This is a genomic window from Phaeobacter sp. HS011, assembly GCF_018101215.1.
Classification (GTDB): domain Bacteria; phylum Pseudomonadota; class Alphaproteobacteria; order Rhodobacterales; family Rhodobacteraceae; genus Phaeobacter; species Phaeobacter inhibens.
On the sequence record NZ_JAGEUF010000007.1, the window covers coordinates 69,171 to 85,295 of the forward strand.

Genomic DNA, 16,125 nt, shown 5'->3' on the forward strand with positions numbered 1-16,125 from the left:
CGTGATCACCTTGGCCGGTTTCTGCGCCGGTTGACGGTGGGTCGTCAGCGCAGGACGCTGCGTCGCGGGTGCCCTGGGCTGGACAGACGGCGCAAAATCGGGCGGCCTCAAATAGGCAGGTCTTAATCTCGGCGCTGTGGGTGAGGTGACGTGACGGGAGCCCGCCCCGAGCGGTTGGCGGCTTGATTCCCCGCTGATGGTTCAAAATCGCGCTTTCAGCGCTCATTTTCGACGGTTTGGAGGTTTTTTCACCTGCAAGGCGCGTTTTTTGCTGATTTGGAATCGCAAAATTGACCCCTAAAGTTGGTTTTTTTGACGCATGTTCTGTCGTTTCATCGGGTGTTATCGTCTAATCGTTTGAAAACGCTTGGAACTTCCTTTTTCGCCTTGCCGTCCAAGGCAGTTGATAGGTTGCCAACGCTCTGCTACATCCACGCTGATTTTGACGCCCCACCAAATTGTGGGGAGACCTCACGCCCCCGGACGCCGCCTGCACTAGGTCAGCCAACCGGGGCCAATATCGGAAGGGTGGACGTGTCCGAACCAGCTTCGATCTCCGCAGGCATTGCCGCGCGCTATGCCACCGCGATCTTTGAGATCGCCGAAGAGAGCAAGGCGCTTGATAGCCTTGAAACCAGCATCAATGACCTGTCTGCCGCTTTGGCGGATAGCGAAGATCTCCGCGACCTGATCACGTCACCCCTGGTGTCGCGTCAGGAGCAGGGAACAGCGATCACCGCAATTGCCAAGAAAATGGGCCTGGACCCGGTTTTGAGCAATGCGCTGACGCTGATGGCCGAAAAGCGCCGCCTGTTTGTGGTTCCTGCGCTGATTGACGCCCTGCGCGTACGCCTGGCTGAAACCCGTGGTGAGATTACCGCCGATGTCACATCGGCCAAGGCGCTGACCAAGACCCAGAGCGAAAAACTGGCCAAGACATTGGCCGAGCGCACTGGCAAGAAGGTCGTGATCAATGCAACCGTCGATGAAAGCATCATTGGCGGTCTCGTCGTTAAAGTGGGCTCGAAGATGATCGATAACTCGATCCGCTCCAAGCTCAACTCCCTACAGAACGCAATGAAAGAGGTCGGATAAATGGGTATCCAAGCAGCAGAGATTTCTGCGATCCTGAAAGACCAGATCAAGAATTTTGGTCAAGAAGCTGAGGTGGCAGAGATTGGCCGCGTGCTGTCCGTTGGTGACGGTATCGCCCGTGTGTACGGTCTCGACAATGTCCAGGCCGGCGAGATGGTCGAATTCCCCGGCGGCATCATGGGCATGGCGCTGAACCTCGAAGCCGACAATGTCGGTATCGTTATCTTCGGCTCCGACCGTGACATCAAAGAAGGTGACACCGTCAAGCGCACCAACTCCATCGTGGACGTTCCCGCTGGCCCCGAGCTGCTGGGCCGCGTTGTCGATGGTCTGGGCAACCCGCTGGATGGCAAGGGCCCGATCAACGCCAAGGAGCGTAAGGTTGCTGACGTAAAAGCACCGGGCATCATTCCGCGTAAATCGGTTCACGAGCCGATGGCAACCGGCCTCAAGTCCGTTGACGCGATGATCCCGATCGGCCGTGGCCAGCGAGAGCTGATCATTGGTGACCGTCAGACCGGTAAAACTGCCGTTGCTCTGGACGCGATCCTGAACCAGAAAGTCTACAACGACGCCGCTGGTGACGATGAATCCAAGAAACTGTACTGTGTTTATGTCGCGATCGGCCAGAAGCGCTCGACCGTGGCTCAGCTGGTGAAAAAGCTGGAAGAAACCGGTGCGATGGAATACTCGATCGTGGTTGCCGCAACCGCGTCCGAACCGGCTCCTATGCAGTTCCTGGCGCCTTACGCCGCGACCGCGATGGCCGAATACTTCCGCGACAGCGGCAAGCACGCGCTGATCGTTTATGATGACCTCTCCAAGCAGGCCGTGGCCTACCGCCAGATGTCCCTGCTGCTGCGTCGTCCGCCGGGCCGTGAAGCCTATCCTGGTGACGTTTTCTACCTGCACTCCCGTCTGCTGGAGCGTTCCGCAAAGCTGAACGAAGAATTCGGTGCAGGCTCGTTGACCGCGCTGCCCGTGATCGAAACCCAAGGCGGCGACGTGTCCGCGTTTATTCCGACCAACGTGATCTCGATCACCGACGGTCAGATCTTCCTGGAAACCGAACTGTTCTATCAGGGCATCCGTCCTGCTGTGAACACCGGTCTGTCAGTGTCGCGTGTGGGTTCCTCGGCGCAGACCAATGCAATGAAATCCGTTGCTGGTCCGGTTAAGCTGGAACTGGCGCAGTACCGCGAAATGGCAGCCTTTGCACAGTTCGGCTCCGATTTGGACGCCGCGACCCAGCAGCTGCTGAACCGTGGTGCCCGCCTGACCGAGCTGATGAAACAGCCGCAGTACGCACCGCTGACCAACGCCGAGATCGTTTGTGTGATCTTTGCAGGTACCAACGGTTACCTCGACAAAGTCGACGTGAAAGCAGTCGGCCGTTACGAGGCTGGCCTGCTGGCGCATCTGCGCAGCAAGCATCAGGACCTACTTGACTGGATCACCACCGAAGATCCGAAGATCAAGGGTGACGCAGCCGACAAGATCAAAGCAGCTCTGGACGCGTTCGCAGCTGACTTCGCTTAAGGGGGGATCAGGCGTTGCCTAACCTTAAAGACCTTAAAAACAGGATCGCGTCGGTCAAATCGACCCGCAAGATCACCAAGGCCATGCAGATGGTCGCGGCTGCAAAACTGCGCCGCGCCCAAGAGGCTGCCGAGGATGCGCGTCCCTACGCCGAACGGTTCAACGCCGTTATGGCCGGGCTGGCCGCATCTGTTGGTGGCAGCGATTCTGCACCCAAACTGCTTGCCGGCACCGGTAGCGACCAGGTTCATCTCCTGGTCGTGCTGACCGCCGAACGCGGGCTTTGCGGGGGCTTCAATTCCAATATCGCCAAGCTGGCGCGGGCCAAGGCCCAGGCGCTGGTCGCGGCGGGCAAGACTGTCAAGATCCTGACGGTTGGCAAAAAAGGCCGGGACGCAATGAAACGCGACCTTGGCGATTATTTTGTCGGCCACGTGGATCTGAGCGAAGTCAAACGCCTTGGCTACGCCAACGCGCAGGACATCGCCAAGGATGTTCTGGCCCGCTTCGACGCCGGGGATTTCGATGTTGCTACGCTCTTCTACGCGAAGTTCGTGAACGTTGTGACCCAGGTGCCGACTGCCCAGCAGGTGATCCCGGCGTCCTTTGATGCCAAGGAAGACGACGCTGCGACCAGCTCTGCCGTCTACGACTACGAGCCCAGCGAAGAAGCCATTCTGGCCGATCTGCTGCCGCGCGGTGTCGCAACGCAGATCTTTGCAGCGCTGCTGGAAAACGGGGCCTCCGAACAGGGTGCCCGGATGAGCGCGATGGACAACGCCACCCGCAACGCGGGCGAGATGATCGACAAGCTGACCATCGAGTTCAACCGCTCGCGTCAGGCCGTGATCACCAACGAGCTGATTGAAATTATTTCGGGCGCTGAGGCGCTCTAAAAGAAAACCGGAGACGAAACATGGCAAATGCAAAAGGCAAGGTGACCCAGATCATCGGCGCCGTTGTGGACGTGCAATTCGACGGCCACCTGCCGGCGATCTTGAACGCGCTGACCACCGACAACAATGGCAAGACACTGGTTCTGGAAGTTGCCCAGCACCTGGGTGAAAACACTGTCCGTACCATCGCGATGGACGCGACCGAAGGTCTGGTTCGTGGTCAGGCCGTCGCTGACACCGACGCACCGATCTCGATCCCCGTCGGCAACGCAACCCTGGGCCGGATCCTGAACGTTGTGGGTGAGCCCGTTGACGAGCAGGGCCCTGTTGTGGCTGCGGAAACTCGCGCCATTCACCAGCCCGCGCCCGAGTTCAGCGACCAGTCCACCGAATCCGAAGTGCTGGTTACCGGCATCAAGGTGATCGACCTGCTGGCCCCCTACGCCAAGGGTGGTAAAATTGGTCTGTTCGGCGGCGCCGGCGTTGGCAAAACCGTTCTCATCATGGAACTGATCAACAACATTGCAAAAGTGCACTCGGGCTTCTCCGTGTTCGCGGGTGTTGGTGAGCGGACCCGTGAGGGCAACGACCTCTACCACGAGATGATCGAATCCAACGTTATCAAACCCGATAACCTGGAAGAGTCGCAGGTTGCTCTGGTCTATGGCCAGATGAACGAGCCTCCGGGTGCGCGTGCCCGTGTTGCTCTGACCGGTCTGACCCTGGCGGAACAGTTCCGTGACCAGTCCGGTACCGACGTTCTGTTCTTCGTCGACAACATCTTCCGCTTCACTCAGGCGGGTTCCGAGGTTTCGGCTCTGCTTGGGCGTATCCCTTCCGCTGTGGGCTACCAGCCGACACTGGCCACCGACATGGGTGCGATGCAGGAACGCATTACCTCCACCAAGAACGGTTCGATCACCTCGATCCAGGCTGTGTATGTTCCCGCGGACGACCTTACCGACCCGGCACCGGCAACCACCTTTGCCCACCTGGACGCGACCACCGTTCTTAACCGTTCGATCTCGGAACTGGGTATCTACCCGGCTGTTGACCCGCTCGACTCCACTTCGCGTCTGATGGACCCGTCCATCGTTGGCGAAGAGCACTATGCCGTGGCGTCCGATGTTCAGCAGATCCTCCAGCGCTACAAGTCGCTGCAGGACATCATCGCGATCCTGGGCATGGACGAACTGTCCGAAGAGGACAAGCTGACCGTGACCCGTGCGCGTAAGATCCAGCGCTTCCTGTCCCAGCCGTTCGACGTTGCAAAGGTCTTCACCGGCGCAGACGGCAAGCAGGTTCCGCTTGAGGACACCATCAAGTCGTTCAAGGCCGTTGTGGCCGGCGAATACGATCACCTGCCTGAAGGCGCCTTCTACATGGTTGGCGGCATTGATGAAGTGATCGCAAAAGCCGAAAAAATGGCTGCTGACGCGGCCTAAGGAGGGCCCTGATGGCTGATACGATGCAATTCGACCTCGTGAGCCCGGAGCGCCGCCTGGCGTCGCTCCCGGTGACCGCGGTAATGATCCCCGGCGCGGAAGGCGACATGACGGCTATGGCCAATCATGCGCCGACCATCACCACGCTGCGTCCGGGTGTCCTGCGGGTCGAAAGCCCGCAAGGCACATCGGAATATCTGGTCACCGGTGGCTTTGCTGAAATCGGCGCTGACGGTCTGTCTGTCCTTGCTGAGAAGGCAATCCCCATGGACCAGCTGACACGCGCGCAACTGGACGAGCTGATTGAAGAGGCCCGCACGACCTACAAGACCGTGCAGGACACCGATCAACCGCATGGTCTCGTTGAGGATGCGGCCAAGCTGCTCGCCGATATGGAAGCCCTGGGCACCCATATGAGCCTCTGACCTGTCAGAACCATGGCACAAGAAATTGAACCGGCCCCTTGCGGGCCGGTTTTGTTTTTTGGCACTCTTGCGGCGTAGATAATGCAAAGAGCAAAAAACAGGCCGGGCGCAGTCCCGGGGGCAGGCACGCAGTATGAAACGGGTACACAGCCCCAGGCTTGGGGTGGAGCAGGGCGATATTGAGGTTTTCTCGGAGTTCGAGAACGGCGGAACCATGTGGACGGGGGCCGGCCCGCGTGAGCGTCGTCGCAGCGTGCGGTTTTCCGAACCCTTTGCCGAGCTGCCTGTGGTGCATCTTTCCAGTTCGCTGATGGACATCGATTCCGGGGCCGCGCTCCGGGCTGAACTGGTCGCCGATACCATCACGACAGAGGGGTTTGATGTGGTGTTTCGCACCTGGAACGACAGCCGTATCGCGCGCATCCGCGCCTCCTGGCTGGCGATTGGCAGCTTGCCCTTTGCGGATGATTGGGACGTGCCTTAGACGGCTCTAGTCGCCGTCTCTGTCCCTTTCGTAACAGGCTGTGTCCGTGAACTGTGGTAACCAGTGCTCGCGGCGGCGGCACCAGACCTCATAGTCAGGCGTCAAGCCGTCTGTGTTGTCCAGGCTACCCAGATGCACCTCGATTTCATCCCCGGATTGGGCAAAGACTGACGACCCGCAAGTGCTGCAGAAAGAGCGGCCCTGATATTGGTGTGGGCTGCCTTCAATGCGTACCGCCTGCTCGGGAAAGATCGCGGCGGCATAAAACAATGCCCCGTGGTGTCTGCGGCAGTCCCGGCAATGGCAGATGCCAACCCTGAGCGGCGGACCAGATGTGGTGATCCTGACGGCCCCGCACAGGCAGCCACCCTGATAGTGTTTCATGCTGCTCTCTCCGGCTTTGGGATATGTTGTGGCAGCGTAACAATTCTACCGGGGCGATGACAGGGCAGGGGGGTGCCACGAAAAACCCCACGCGCCGGGTGCCGGGCGTGGGGTTCAATTTCTCAGCGTTTGTAGACGAGGCTTAGCCGTTGCGCGACAGCGACTCGTAGATCGGCACCAGTGTCTTGTCCTCAAACAGCGAGGACACCGAGGTGCCGTGCCAGATGTTGAGGATCGCCTGAGTAAACAGGGGTGCGGTCGGCAGGATGCGGATGTTCGGCGCGCCGAGCACCGCATCGGTCGGCTGAATGGTATCGGTCAGCACCAGCGATTTCATCACGGAATTGGTCACACGTTCCACGGCAGGACCGCTCATCACCCCGTGGGTGATATAGGCGTGGACCTCTTTGGCGCCGTTGTCGAGCAGCACCTGCGCCGCCTTGCAGAGGGTGCCGGCGGTGTCGCACATGTCATCGATGATCAGGCAGATCTTGTCGGTCACATCGCCGATCACAGTCATCTCGGCAACTTCACCCGCCTTTTCGCGGCGCTTGTCCACGATCGAGAGCGGTGCGTTGATGCGTTTGGCCAACTCACGCGCGCGGGCCACGCCGCCGACGTCGGGCGAGACCACCATGATTTCGTCCATGCTGTCCTTGAACTGGTTCTTCACATCCAGTGCAAAGATCGGCGACGCATAAAGGTTGTCCACGGGAATATCAAAGAAGCCCTGAATCTGAGCGGCATGCAGATCCATGGTCAGCACCCGTTCGATGCCCGCTCCGGTCAGCATATTGGCAACCAGTTTGGCCGAAATCGGGGTGCGTGCCTTGGTGCGGCGATCCTGACGGGCGTAGCCGAAATACGGAATGACAGCAGTGATACGCTGGGCCGACGAACGGCGCAGTGCGTCAGCGATGATCAGCAGCTCCATCAGGTTGTCATTGGCCGGGTTTGAGGTCGGCTGAATGATGAACATGTCCTCGCCGCGGACGTTCTCATAGACTTCGACGAAGATCTCGCCGTCGTTGAACCGTTCGACTCGGGCATCAACGAGGCCCTGATCGACACCGCGGTGCATCGACATGCGGCGGGTAATGGTTTCGGCAAGCGGAAGATTGGCGTTCCCAGCAATCAGCTTGGGTTCGTTCAAGGTCGGCATTGGCTGTTATCCCCAGGCAGCAATGGCAGTGTGACAGATTCGTGATGTTGAACCCCGCTTAGCATGGGCGTACCCTCGCGCCTAGATTTAATGCGGGAGAACAGGCCCATGGTGGCAAACGACAGAGCAGGGGAAACCTGCTGGGGTTGCAGGGAGGCGCGGGAAACAATGGCGTTGGTTGAGGGTGGCCTCATAGCCACAACGCGGTGGCAATAATGGTGGCGATTTCTACCGGGCTGGCGCAGCCCGTTGCCAGCCATGTTTTTGGATGTGGCCCCAGAAAGGTGGTGGCCGTTCATTGCTCGCTTGCTCACTCGGGTGCCTGGCGTGGATTGGCTACTATTCTGGAAGAACAGGTGACGGTCTCCAGTTTTGACATGTTGTCCCACGGCCGGAGCCCGGACTGGGATGGCAAAGGGTTGCTGCAGCTCCGCAACGCAGAGGCAGGTCTGGCCCTGATTGAGGCCGAGAACCTCGCCAAAGAGGGTCCGCTTGATCTCATCGGTCATTCTTTTGGCGCCACTGTTGTTTTGGCAATGGCCCAGATGCGCCCGGATCTGGTGCGATCACTGGTGATGGTTGAGCCGGTGTTCTTTTCGCTGGCGACCGCAGCGGAGACCAGCGATCCGGAGGCGCTGGAGGCGCTGCGCAGGGATCATATGACGGTGCGCGAAACATATCTGAATGGCGACGTTGAACATGCGACACGGCTGTTCAACCGGGCCTGGGGGGCTGGCCATCCAAAGTGGAACGACCTGCCCGAAAGCGCCCGGGATGCCATGGTGCGCAGTTTTCCAGCGGTGATGGCCTGCGATACACAGGTCTATGAAGATATGCTGGGGGTGCTGACACCGGAAAAGCTGGCGCGCGTGACGATGCCCTGTCTGCTGATTGATGGCGGCAAGAGCCAACCCATCATGCATGAGGTCATTCGTGCGCTGGCAGCACGGCTGCAGGATGTCACCTGCCGCCGGATTGACAGCGCCGGACATATGCTGCCGATCACCCATCCTGCTGAAACCGCAGCGTTGCTGCAGGGTTTCTGGCCGGAGGTGGCGCGGTCTGAGGCGTAAGATATCCATCACGTCCCTTGCAGGGCTGACAGACCATACAAAGCCGAGGCCGCACTGTGCCCCGGCTTTGCATTTTTGAGGGTCATTGGGCGGGATTGTGGGATCAGATATCGTTCACCGTGGTGACGGTTTCGCGAAAATAGTCAATCTTGCCATCCGCTTGATGCGACAGGATGAAGGTGACGCTTTCCACCATGCGGCCGCGAACCGCGTAGTGATAGCGTTGGTGAAAGCGGGTGTTGTACCAGCCATCGCCCAGATCCTGCGAGCTAAGTCCGACGATCTTTGTACCCTGTGGAAACACCTCCGGCCCCAGCCGGGACAGGATCACGCCAAAGCCTTCAATATCCGTGGCCTGTTGCCAGCTGACGTCGACACCATCGCTGTCGCGATAATGATCGATGCGGAAATCAATGTCCGCTGCGATGAAGCCCATCAGCGCCGGATCACCCGCTTCAAACAGCCGGAGGAGCTGCTCGATTGCAGGTTGCGATGTGGTATCGGTGCCGGGGGCGGTGGCCAGATTGGTTGCGGACATGGTGCTCTCCTGTTGGGTGTGGAAACAGGCTCGCAAAGAATTCAGGTATAGGGAATTGCTCTTACCCCTATCCTTGCTATAGTTTTGATCTATGGATGATCTTACACCGCTTCGATATTTCCGTGCCGCCTATGAGCTGGGGACCTTCAGCGCCGCAGCCCGCGCCTGCGATGTACGCCAGCCATCGGTCTCCGCTGCAATTGCCCGGCTTGAAGACCGCTATGACGGGCCGCTGTTTCACCGCAGCAGAGATGGGCTGACGCCAACTGCGCTTGGCCATGAACTGTACAGCCAGGCCGGCGGCGTTCTGGCACAGGTGAGCCAGCTAGAGGCGCGGCTGAAAGGTCATGTGGCGCGTGTGGTGCGGGTGTATTGCGCACCGGATGTGATGATGGCGCCGTTTGATGCCGGACTGGCCCGGATCCGCCGTGCGGTGCCGCGGGCGCAGTTCCAATTCACCGATGATGCGCTTCAGGCTGATCTGCAGTTTGTCGCTGAAAGCTGTCTGCCACGTGGTTGTGGGTTTCACCCGCTTTGGCAGGAGCGTTACGGCCTGGCGCTTCACAGCGCCCATCCGCTGTTGGCGAAGGCGAAGCTGACCCTCGCGGATCTTGCCGGGGAGGCGCTGATTGCACGCCCTTACTGCCCCAGCGCGGATCGCTTTCTGACCGAGCTGGGACAGGAGGAGGCGCCGGTGGCCGGGCTGCGGATGGCGGCCAGCGCGATCCATGATGCCCAGCTGATGGAGCTGGTGGCAGCCGGGTTGGGGGTTGCGCTGATGCCGATCTCTCATGGCGAGGCCCAGCGTGGCATCGTGTTGCGTGAGATTTCGGACGTTGACTCGGTGACGCGCGTGGTTGGTGTCGGTTACCGCAAGACCGGGTTTGCAGGCGACATGGCCCGGCATTTCCTGAACCGTGAGAGCGTCATGGACGCCATGCCTCTGGCCTCAGTGGCGGTAATCTGAAGGCGGCCTTTGGCACTGCCGCCCTCAGGAAATGCGTTAAAGAAGCGCCAGAAACGCGTCGATCTGATCGTCGCCAACAGACCAGTCACAGACAAAGCGAGCTGTGACCGCTTCCTCTGCAGCGCCGTCCAGGGTTCCGTCCCACAGATGATAGACGGCGCCTGCATCGAACAGCCGCTGATGGGTCGCGCGGGGCAGCGCGGCAAAGATCATATTGGCCTGCGGATCGTGACTGAAGTGGGCCCCAGCATCGCGCAAGCCCGCAGCCAGACGCGCGGCTTTTGCATTGGCGGCGCTGGCGTTTCGCAGCCACAAATCATCGGTCAGATAGGCCAGCATCTGCGCCGACAGATAGCGGTGTTTGGAGAACAGATGCGCGCCGCGCTTGCGCCGGTATTCAAACTCCTGGGCCTTTGCCGGATCGAAGAAGATCACCGCCTCGACGCCCATGCAGCCGTTCTTGGTGCCGCCAAAGGACACGACATCGACGCCTGCTTTCCACGTCATCTCCGCCGGGGTGCAGCCAAGAGAGACCAGCGCATTGGTAAAACGGGCCCCGTCCAGATGTACTGGCAGACCATAGGATTTGGACACATCACAGAGCGCGCGCAGCTCATCCAAAGTGTAGACCGTGCCGAATTCCGTCACCTGAGTGATCGAGACCGGACCGCGCTGCGGCCCGTGGACGCCTCGATTTTCCTCGCCCTCAAGGGCTTGGCGCAGATCGGCGGGGGTCATCTTGTCAGCATCGCTCACCAGCGTCAGCTTGGCGCCGCCGGTGTAAAACTCAGGCCCGTTGCATTCATCGACATTGATATGTGCCTGTCGGGTGCAGAACAGTGTCTGCCAGGGCTGCGACAGCGTTGAGAGCGCCAGCACATTGGCGGCAGTGCCGGTTGCGACGAGGTAGACTGCAGCCTGTGGTGCTTCAAAGATCTCGCGAATGCGGGAGGTGACCTTGGCCATCTCCTCATCGGCGCCATAGCCCATGGCATAGCCGGTGTTAGCAGCGCTCAGAGCCGCGAGGATTTCAGGATTGGCCGGGCCGGAGTTGTCAGAGGCAAAATGCATTTAGAGCGGCTCCTCGATAATATGCTCTTCCCAGTCTTCTTCGGGCGTGTCGAATTCGGAGACCGTCCAGCCGCGCACCGAGACACCGGCCTCATGCACACTTGCCGGATCACCGGTGATCAAGGGATGCCAGTCGGGCAGGGGCTTGCCCTCCCAAAGCAGGCGATAGGCGCAGGTCTGTGGCATCCAATAGGCGTGCGTGTCCAGATTGTCCGGTTTCAGCACGATACATTCCGGGACGAACTGGTGACGGTTTTCATAGTGGGCGCAGCGGCAGGTGGCATCATCCAGCAGGCGGCAGGCAACACGGGTCAACGCAACCTCGCCACTGTCTTCGTCTTCCAGCTTGTTGAGACAACACTTGCCGCAGCCGTCACAAAGCGCCTCCCACTCACGGTTGTTCAGCTTCGCCAGCGGTTTCTTTTCCCAGAACCGTTTGGCCAGCCCGTTGCGATCAATACCGTCGCTCATAGGGTCGCCAAAAGGCTGCGTGCCTGTGTGCAATCCGCGTCCATCTGCGCCAGCAACCCGTCCAGCCCGTCGAAAGTCATTTCCGGGCGCAGGTATTCTACCAGACCGACAGACAGCGTTGCGCCATAGAGGTTCCCGGTGAAATCAAACAGAAAGGTTTCAATGTTGGGGTGGCTGCCATCGAACATCGGGCGCACCCCGACGGAGGCCGCCCCGTGATAGCTGCCCTGATGGGGGCCATCGAGCACGTCAACCAGCACGGCATAGACGCCAAAGGCAGGCTGATGCAGCCCGTCGATCGACATGTTTGCGGTGGGATAGCCCAATTCACGACCGCGCTGTTCGCCGCCAATCACTTCACCCTCAATCCGGTGCCAATGGCCCAACATATTGGCCGCATCCCGCGGGCGTCCGTCACTCAATGCACGGCGAATTGCGGTGGAGGACACGGTATCCTCGGAGTATTCCATCAGCGGGGCGATGGTCACACCAAACCCCATATCCTCGCCAAAGCGTTTGAGATCTTCGGCTGTGCCCGCGCGCCCTTTGCCGAAACAGAAGTCGGAGCCGACAACCACATGCCGCAGTCCCAAGCCGTCAGCGATGACTTTGCGCGCAAAAGCTTCGGGTGTGAGGCCAGACAAAGCCGCGTTGAAGTTCAACTGATAGAGGCGCTCGACCCCCAGTTTTTCCAGCCGAGAGGCGCGCGCCTCTGCTGACATTAGCCGGAATGGCTTGGCATCCGGGGCAAAGAACTCTCGTGGGTGCGGCTCAAATGTCATCACTCCCAGCGGTGCTTGCGGCTCCGCCTCGCGAGCCAGGTCGATGACCGATTGATGGCCGCGATGAACCCCGTCGAAATTGCCGATGGCGGCGACGGCTCCACGATCCTTTGGATCTACGAATTGAAAGTCACGGATAATGCGCATGGCCACTGCCTAGCCGCGCCGACGCGCGCTTGCAAGAGCCATGCCGCGGGTTGGTGCCGGTTGCTGCCGGGCAGCCTTGGCTCAATCAAATTTGCGAGAGGGCGCCATCACCATGGCCTCACCGATCAACACCTTCTTGCCGTCGACCATGCAGCGGCAATCCAGCTTGACCCGCCGCTTGTCGATTTCGATGCCGGTCACCTCGACCTCCGCCAGAACCAGATCGCCTGGGCGCACCGGGGCAAGGAACTTCAGCGACTGGCTCATGTAGATGGTGCCGTGGCCGGGCAGCTGCTCTCCGATCACCGCAGAGATCAGCCCGGCTGTGAGCATCCCATGGGCAATGCGCCCCTGAAACATCGTATCCTGGGCGTAATCCTCATCCAGATGTACAGGATTATGATCGGTCGAGACTTCGGCGAACATTTCGATGTCCTTATCGGTTACCTCTTTGCGAAGGTAACGCACCATCCCCATTTCGATGTCTTCGATGCAGATGGTTCCGCGTGGAAAATTGTCCAACATGTGCCTCTCCCGGTTGCCGTAGATTTGCGGCCGATTGTTTCCTGTGCGCAGCTTCAATGCGGGTCGGAAACAATCGGGCAAATATTTACTCGTTACGGCAACTTTATTACTTCGCAACTGCAGAAAATCAAGTGCTTTCTGACTTAGCGCAATTTGCCGATGGAATAGGTCGGCGCAGAATTTTCCTTTTCCAAGTATTGGGTTAGCGCAGTTTCGTCCGGCTGATGATCTGTTTTGGTCTCTTTTGCTGCAAGTCCACCTGTGATGAACAGTGAGTCCAGACCCTCTCCCATGGCGCCGGCGACATCTGTATGCGGCCCATCGCCGATTGCCAGAATGTCGCGATCAGCGATGTCCTGACCCAGTTCCGCCAGACGCCGCCGCGCCAGATCATAGATCGGGGGATGGGGTTTCCCGAAATAGAGGCTCTCACCACCCATTTCGGTATAAAGCCGGGCCAGCGCACCGGCGCACCATTCCCGGGTTTCGCCTCGGTCGACCACGATGTCGGGGTTTGCGCAGAGCAGCTTCAGGCCCATCTGCTTGGCATAAAGAAAGTCGGGCCGGTTCACGTCAGGGTCCGCTTGGGTGTCAAAAGGACCGCAGCAGACGATGCCCTCAGCCTCCCTGAGCGGCACCCGGACAACGTCAAGCGGATCGTCCAGCATTTTCAAGGGTTCGAAGAACCCGGCGTCGCGCTCCCATTCACCCATGAAATAGACTTTGCTTCCGACCGCGCCATTGAACATCGCCGCCCGCGCAGAGTCGCCCGAGGTGGCGATGGTGTCATAGGCATCGCCCGGCACACCAAAGTCGCCCAGCTGGGCCGCAACCCCGGCGCGCGGTTTGGGTGAGTTGGTCAGTAGCACAACAATCCCGCCGTTCTTGCGATAGGTCTGCAGCGCGGCCACCGCTTCGGGGTAGGCGGTGATTCCATTGTGAACGCAGCCCCACAGATCGACGAACAGGGCTTTGTATTGGTTTGAGACCTCTGCGAGTGAGGAAATGATCTGAGTCATGGGGCTGATCTTTCGCATGATTTTCCGGTGCCTAAAGCTATGGCAGAGCGTGCGGTATTTGACCAGATTGGCCCCATTTCCAGTTTTTTAACGACCGAGGCGTAGAACGAGAAAGAGTTTCAACCCTGAGGTGTGCTGTGATGTTTCGAACTATTTCCACAAAAACCCGATTTATGATTTCGGGGGCGGTATCGGTTTTCACGATCTTGGTGCTTGCTTTGATATCTGTTTACAGCCTCTGGCAGAGCGAACTGGAATTGGAACGTCAGATTGATGTGACCAAAACGGTGCGCCATGAGTTGAAAGTCGACCTGCTACACGAAGAGCTGCACGCGGAGGTGCTCTACCTTGTGCTGGCGGGGGATCACGCGACAGCTGCTGAGCGAGAGGAGTTGCGTGCAAGAGTTGTAGAGGTCGGTGAAGAAATACGCGCCAACCTCGAATTGCTGAAACGGGACACGTTGCCACCGAAAGCTCTTGCTCAGGTTGAGGGAATGGTGCCCGAAGTGGATGCGTTTTTGACACAAGGTGTTGCTCTGGCTGAGTTGGCAATGACGGATAGGGTCGCAGCTGAAGCGGGCCTCGATGCGTTCGAGGAGAGCTACAAGGCGCTGAACACAAAGCTACACCCTCTCAGCGATTGGATTGAGCAGGCAGCAATTGAAACAGCCAATTCCGCGCGAGCCCATGATATGATGCTTCTCTATATACTGTTGGGAACGTCCGTCCTGCTGGTCTTGATCAGCATCTACAACGCCCGCAAGATGACCTTGAATATCGTGCGCCCAATCGACCGCATGCGCGAGGCCCTGCGAGAAGTCGCCGAAGGGGATTTTGGCCTGAAGGTCGAAGCCCGCATGCGTGGAGATGACTTTGGTCAGATTGCCCATGACATCGACCGGGTATCTGGACGCGTCATCGACGAGTTGGAAAAACAGAATGCGCTGCGGGGCGAGAGCGAAAAGGTGATCGACCGGTTGCGTCAGGGCTTGCAGCGGCTCGCGGCGGGCGATTTCAGCGATCAGATCAACGAGAGCTTTGGTTCCGACTACGATCCGCTCAGGATCAACTACAACGAAACTGTAGATAAGCTGAACGAGGTTATGGCGCAGGTGGTCAAGGCAAGTGCGGCTATTCAGGCCCAGTCTGACGAAATCCGGAGCGGTGCCGAGGATATGTCTGCCCGCACGGAAAGCCAGGCGGCCACGCTGGAAGAAACGGCAGCTGCGCTGGAAGAGATGACCGTCAGTGTCAGTAACTCCGCGAAAAATGCCAAAGCGGTGGAAGGTGCGGTGGATTCCGCGCGCAAGGATGTTGAAAACAGTGGTCGGGTTGTCGAAGGTGCAATCGAAGCGATGAACGAGATTGAGCGATCCTCGGGTCAGATCTCGCAGATCATCGGCGTCATTGATGATATCGCCTTCCAGACCAATCTGCTCGCCCTGAACGCAGGTGTTGAGGCCGCCCGGGCCGGTGAGGTTGGTCGCGGCTTTGCGGTGGTGGCCTCCGAGGTGCGCGCATTGGCGCAACGGTCCTCGGATGCGGCCAATGAAATCAAAACGCTGATCACAGCCAGCACCAGAACGGTCGAGGAGGGCGTTGAAAAGGTCGATAGCGCTGGCAAGGCCCTCTCGCAGGTTGTCGGCGAAGTGGTCAATATCGCCACCTTGGTTTCCGGAATATCATCGGAGTCCGGTGAGCAGGCGCAGGGGCTGAATGAGATCAATATCGGGGTTGCACAGCTGGACAATGTTACCCAGCAGAATGCTGCAATGGTTGAGGAATCCGGTGCGGCCATTCTGAAGATGAACAGCGAGACCTACGGTCTCAATCAGATCGTCAGTCAATTTATCCTGCTGTCATCCGATGGGGTCGAGGGCGGGTCCTCCTCTACGGCCAAACGCGCGGCGGCGGCGGTCGAGGCGGGTCATCCGGATGAGGAACGTTGGGAAGATTACAACGAGGTCTCCGCACATGGGTCCGTTTCAGGCGACGGCATCGATGACTGGAACAATCACGGTAAGTCATCGCAGAAATCGGCGGCGCCGACAGGCGGTGATGGCTGGGCTGATGACGATGCAGTCGCCAATTTCGCATGACAC

General features: G+C 59.2%; 17 protein-coding genes. 9 read left to right on the top strand and 8 right to left on the bottom strand.

The features are described from left to right. Positions 1–534: 534 nt before the first annotated feature. The 6 genes from J4721_RS14530 to J4721_RS14555 all read left to right on the top strand — a co-directional run bounded on the left by J4721_RS14530 (position 535) and on the right by J4721_RS14555 (position 5,884). Complete coding sequence (locus J4721_RS14530; RefSeq protein ID WP_076616570.1) at positions 535–1,095, top strand: F0F1 ATP synthase subunit delta; 561 nt, start codon at positions 535–537, stop codon at positions 1,093–1,095. Then, a complete protein-coding gene (atpA, locus tag J4721_RS14535; protein ID WP_014875415.1) occupies positions 1,096–2,634 on the top strand; it encodes a F0F1 ATP synthase subunit alpha in 1,539 nt (512 codons plus the stop codon). A gap of 14 nt (positions 2,635–2,648) precedes the next feature. Then, complete coding sequence (locus J4721_RS14540) at positions 2,649–3,530, top strand: F0F1 ATP synthase subunit gamma (protein WP_014875414.1); 882 nt, start codon at positions 2,649–2,651, stop codon at positions 3,528–3,530. Between the two features lie 20 nt (positions 3,531–3,550). Continuing rightward, a complete protein-coding gene (gene atpD, locus J4721_RS14545; RefSeq protein WP_014875413.1) occupies positions 3,551–4,975 on the top strand; it encodes a F0F1 ATP synthase subunit beta in 1,425 nt (474 codons plus the stop codon). Between the two features lie 11 nt (positions 4,976–4,986). After that, positions 4,987–5,400: a F0F1 ATP synthase subunit epsilon gene (locus J4721_RS14550; protein WP_014875412.1), complete on the top strand. Its 414-nt coding sequence runs from the start codon at positions 4,987–4,989 to the stop codon at positions 5,398–5,400. Positions 5,401–5,533: 133 nt separating this feature from the next. Beyond that, positions 5,534–5,884, top strand: coding sequence for an H-type lectin domain-containing protein (locus J4721_RS14555; protein ID WP_014875411.1), 351 nt, complete (start codon positions 5,534–5,536; stop codon positions 5,882–5,884). A gap of 6 nt (positions 5,885–5,890) precedes the next feature. Here the strand turns inward: J4721_RS14555 and J4721_RS14560 are convergent, their stop codons facing one another. Further along, positions 5,891–6,268 (bottom strand): GFA family protein, encoded by a 378-nt coding sequence (locus J4721_RS14560; RefSeq protein WP_102873808.1) that lies wholly within the window; start codon positions 6,266–6,268, stop codon positions 5,891–5,893. A gap of 142 nt (positions 6,269–6,410) precedes the next feature. Beyond that, on the bottom strand, positions 6,411–7,430 hold the full coding sequence (locus J4721_RS14565) for a ribose-phosphate pyrophosphokinase (protein ID WP_014875409.1): 1,020 nt from the start codon (positions 7,428–7,430) through the stop codon (positions 6,411–6,413). Positions 7,431–7,645: 215 nt separating this feature from the next. Here J4721_RS14565 and J4721_RS14570 point away from each other — a divergent pair, with 215 nt between their 5' ends. Next, positions 7,646–8,503: an alpha/beta fold hydrolase gene (locus tag J4721_RS14570; protein WP_102849474.1), complete on the top strand. Its 858-nt coding sequence runs from the start codon at positions 7,646–7,648 to the stop codon at positions 8,501–8,503. A 103-nt stretch (positions 8,504–8,606) separates the two neighbouring features. On the opposite strand, the gene J4721_RS14575 is transcribed toward J4721_RS14570, so the two are convergent. Beyond that, positions 8,607–9,041, bottom strand: a complete 435-nt coding sequence (locus J4721_RS14575) for a hypothetical protein (protein WP_014875407.1) — start codon at positions 9,039–9,041, stop codon at positions 8,607–8,609. A 91-nt stretch (positions 9,042–9,132) separates the two neighbouring features. On the opposite strand from J4721_RS14575, the gene J4721_RS14580 reads away from it, so the two are divergent. Then, entirely contained in the window at positions 9,133–10,008 is an 876-nt protein-coding gene (locus J4721_RS14580) for a LysR family transcriptional regulator (RefSeq protein WP_102873809.1), read from the top strand. 36 nt (positions 10,009–10,044) lie between these two features. On the opposite strand, the gene J4721_RS14585 is transcribed toward J4721_RS14580, so the two are convergent. From J4721_RS14585 to J4721_RS14605, 5 genes are all read right to left on the bottom strand, one after another. Continuing rightward, positions 10,045–11,079, bottom strand: a complete 1,035-nt coding sequence (locus tag J4721_RS14585; protein WP_102873810.1) for a low specificity L-threonine aldolase — start codon at positions 11,077–11,079, stop codon at positions 10,045–10,047. After that, entirely contained in the window at positions 11,080–11,550 is a 471-nt protein-coding gene (locus J4721_RS14590; protein ID WP_014875404.1) for a YcgN family cysteine cluster protein, read from the bottom strand. Further along, positions 11,547–12,479 carry a bifunctional riboflavin kinase/FAD synthetase gene (locus J4721_RS14595; protein ID WP_014875403.1) on the bottom strand — a complete coding sequence of 311 codons (933 nt, stop codon included), beginning with the start codon at positions 12,477–12,479 and terminating at the stop codon, positions 11,547–11,549. The genes J4721_RS14590 and J4721_RS14595 overlap by 4 nt, the downstream gene beginning before the upstream one ends. A gap of 81 nt (positions 12,480–12,560) precedes the next feature. Continuing rightward, positions 12,561–13,004: a MaoC family dehydratase gene (locus tag J4721_RS14600; protein WP_014875402.1), complete on the bottom strand. Its 444-nt coding sequence runs from the start codon at positions 13,002–13,004 to the stop codon at positions 12,561–12,563. 143 nt (positions 13,005–13,147) lie between these two features. Next, positions 13,148–14,023: a TIGR01459 family HAD-type hydrolase gene (locus tag J4721_RS14605; RefSeq protein WP_211002996.1), complete on the bottom strand. Its 876-nt coding sequence runs from the start codon at positions 14,021–14,023 to the stop codon at positions 13,148–13,150. Positions 14,024–14,232: 209 nt separating this feature from the next. Here J4721_RS14605 and J4721_RS14610 point away from each other — a divergent pair, with 209 nt between their 5' ends. Then, positions 14,233–16,122 (top strand): methyl-accepting chemotaxis protein, encoded by a 1,890-nt coding sequence (locus J4721_RS14610; protein WP_371816081.1) that lies wholly within the window; start codon positions 14,233–14,235, stop codon positions 16,120–16,122. Positions 16,123–16,125 lie beyond the last annotated feature (3 nt).

Excerpts from the sequence above, each read along its gene's own strand:
- J4721_RS14605 (WP_211002996.1), bottom strand. The coding sequence starts at position 14,023 with ATGACTCAGATCATTTCCTCACTCGCAGAGGTCTCAAACCAATACAAA.
- J4721_RS14600 (WP_014875402.1), bottom strand. The coding sequence starts at position 13,004 with ATGTTGGACAATTTTCCACGCGGAACCATCTGCATCGAAGACATCGAA.
- J4721_RS14550 (WP_014875412.1), top strand. The coding sequence starts at position 4,987 with ATGGCTGATACGATGCAATTCGACCTCGTGAGCCCGGAGCGCCGCCTG.
- J4721_RS14590 (WP_014875404.1), bottom strand. The coding sequence starts at position 11,550 with ATGAGCGACGGTATTGATCGCAACGGGCTGGCCAAACGGTTCTGGGAA.
- J4721_RS14555 (WP_014875411.1), top strand. The coding sequence starts at position 5,534 with ATGAAACGGGTACACAGCCCCAGGCTTGGGGTGGAGCAGGGCGATATT.
- J4721_RS14565 (WP_014875409.1), bottom strand. The coding sequence starts at position 7,430 with ATGCCGACCTTGAACGAACCCAAGCTGATTGCTGGGAACGCCAATCTT.
- J4721_RS14585 (WP_102873810.1), bottom strand. The coding sequence starts at position 11,079 with ATGCATTTTGCCTCTGACAACTCCGGCCCGGCCAATCCTGAAATCCTC.
- atpA (WP_014875415.1), top strand. The coding sequence starts at position 1,096 with ATGGGTATCCAAGCAGCAGAGATTTCTGCGATCCTGAAAGACCAGATC.
- J4721_RS14575 (WP_014875407.1), bottom strand. The coding sequence starts at position 9,041 with ATGTCCGCAACCAATCTGGCCACCGCCCCCGGCACCGATACCACATCG.
- J4721_RS14560 (WP_102873808.1), bottom strand. The coding sequence starts at position 6,268 with ATGAAACACTATCAGGGTGGCTGCCTGTGCGGGGCCGTCAGGATCACC.
- J4721_RS14595 (WP_014875403.1), bottom strand. The coding sequence starts at position 12,479 with ATGCGCATTATCCGTGACTTTCAATTCGTAGATCCAAAGGATCGTGGA.
- J4721_RS14580 (WP_102873809.1), top strand. The coding sequence starts at position 9,133 with ATGGATGATCTTACACCGCTTCGATATTTCCGTGCCGCCTATGAGCTG.
- J4721_RS14570 (WP_102849474.1), top strand. The coding sequence starts at position 7,646 with ATGGTGGCGATTTCTACCGGGCTGGCGCAGCCCGTTGCCAGCCATGTT.
- atpD (WP_014875413.1), top strand. The coding sequence starts at position 3,551 with ATGGCAAATGCAAAAGGCAAGGTGACCCAGATCATCGGCGCCGTTGTG.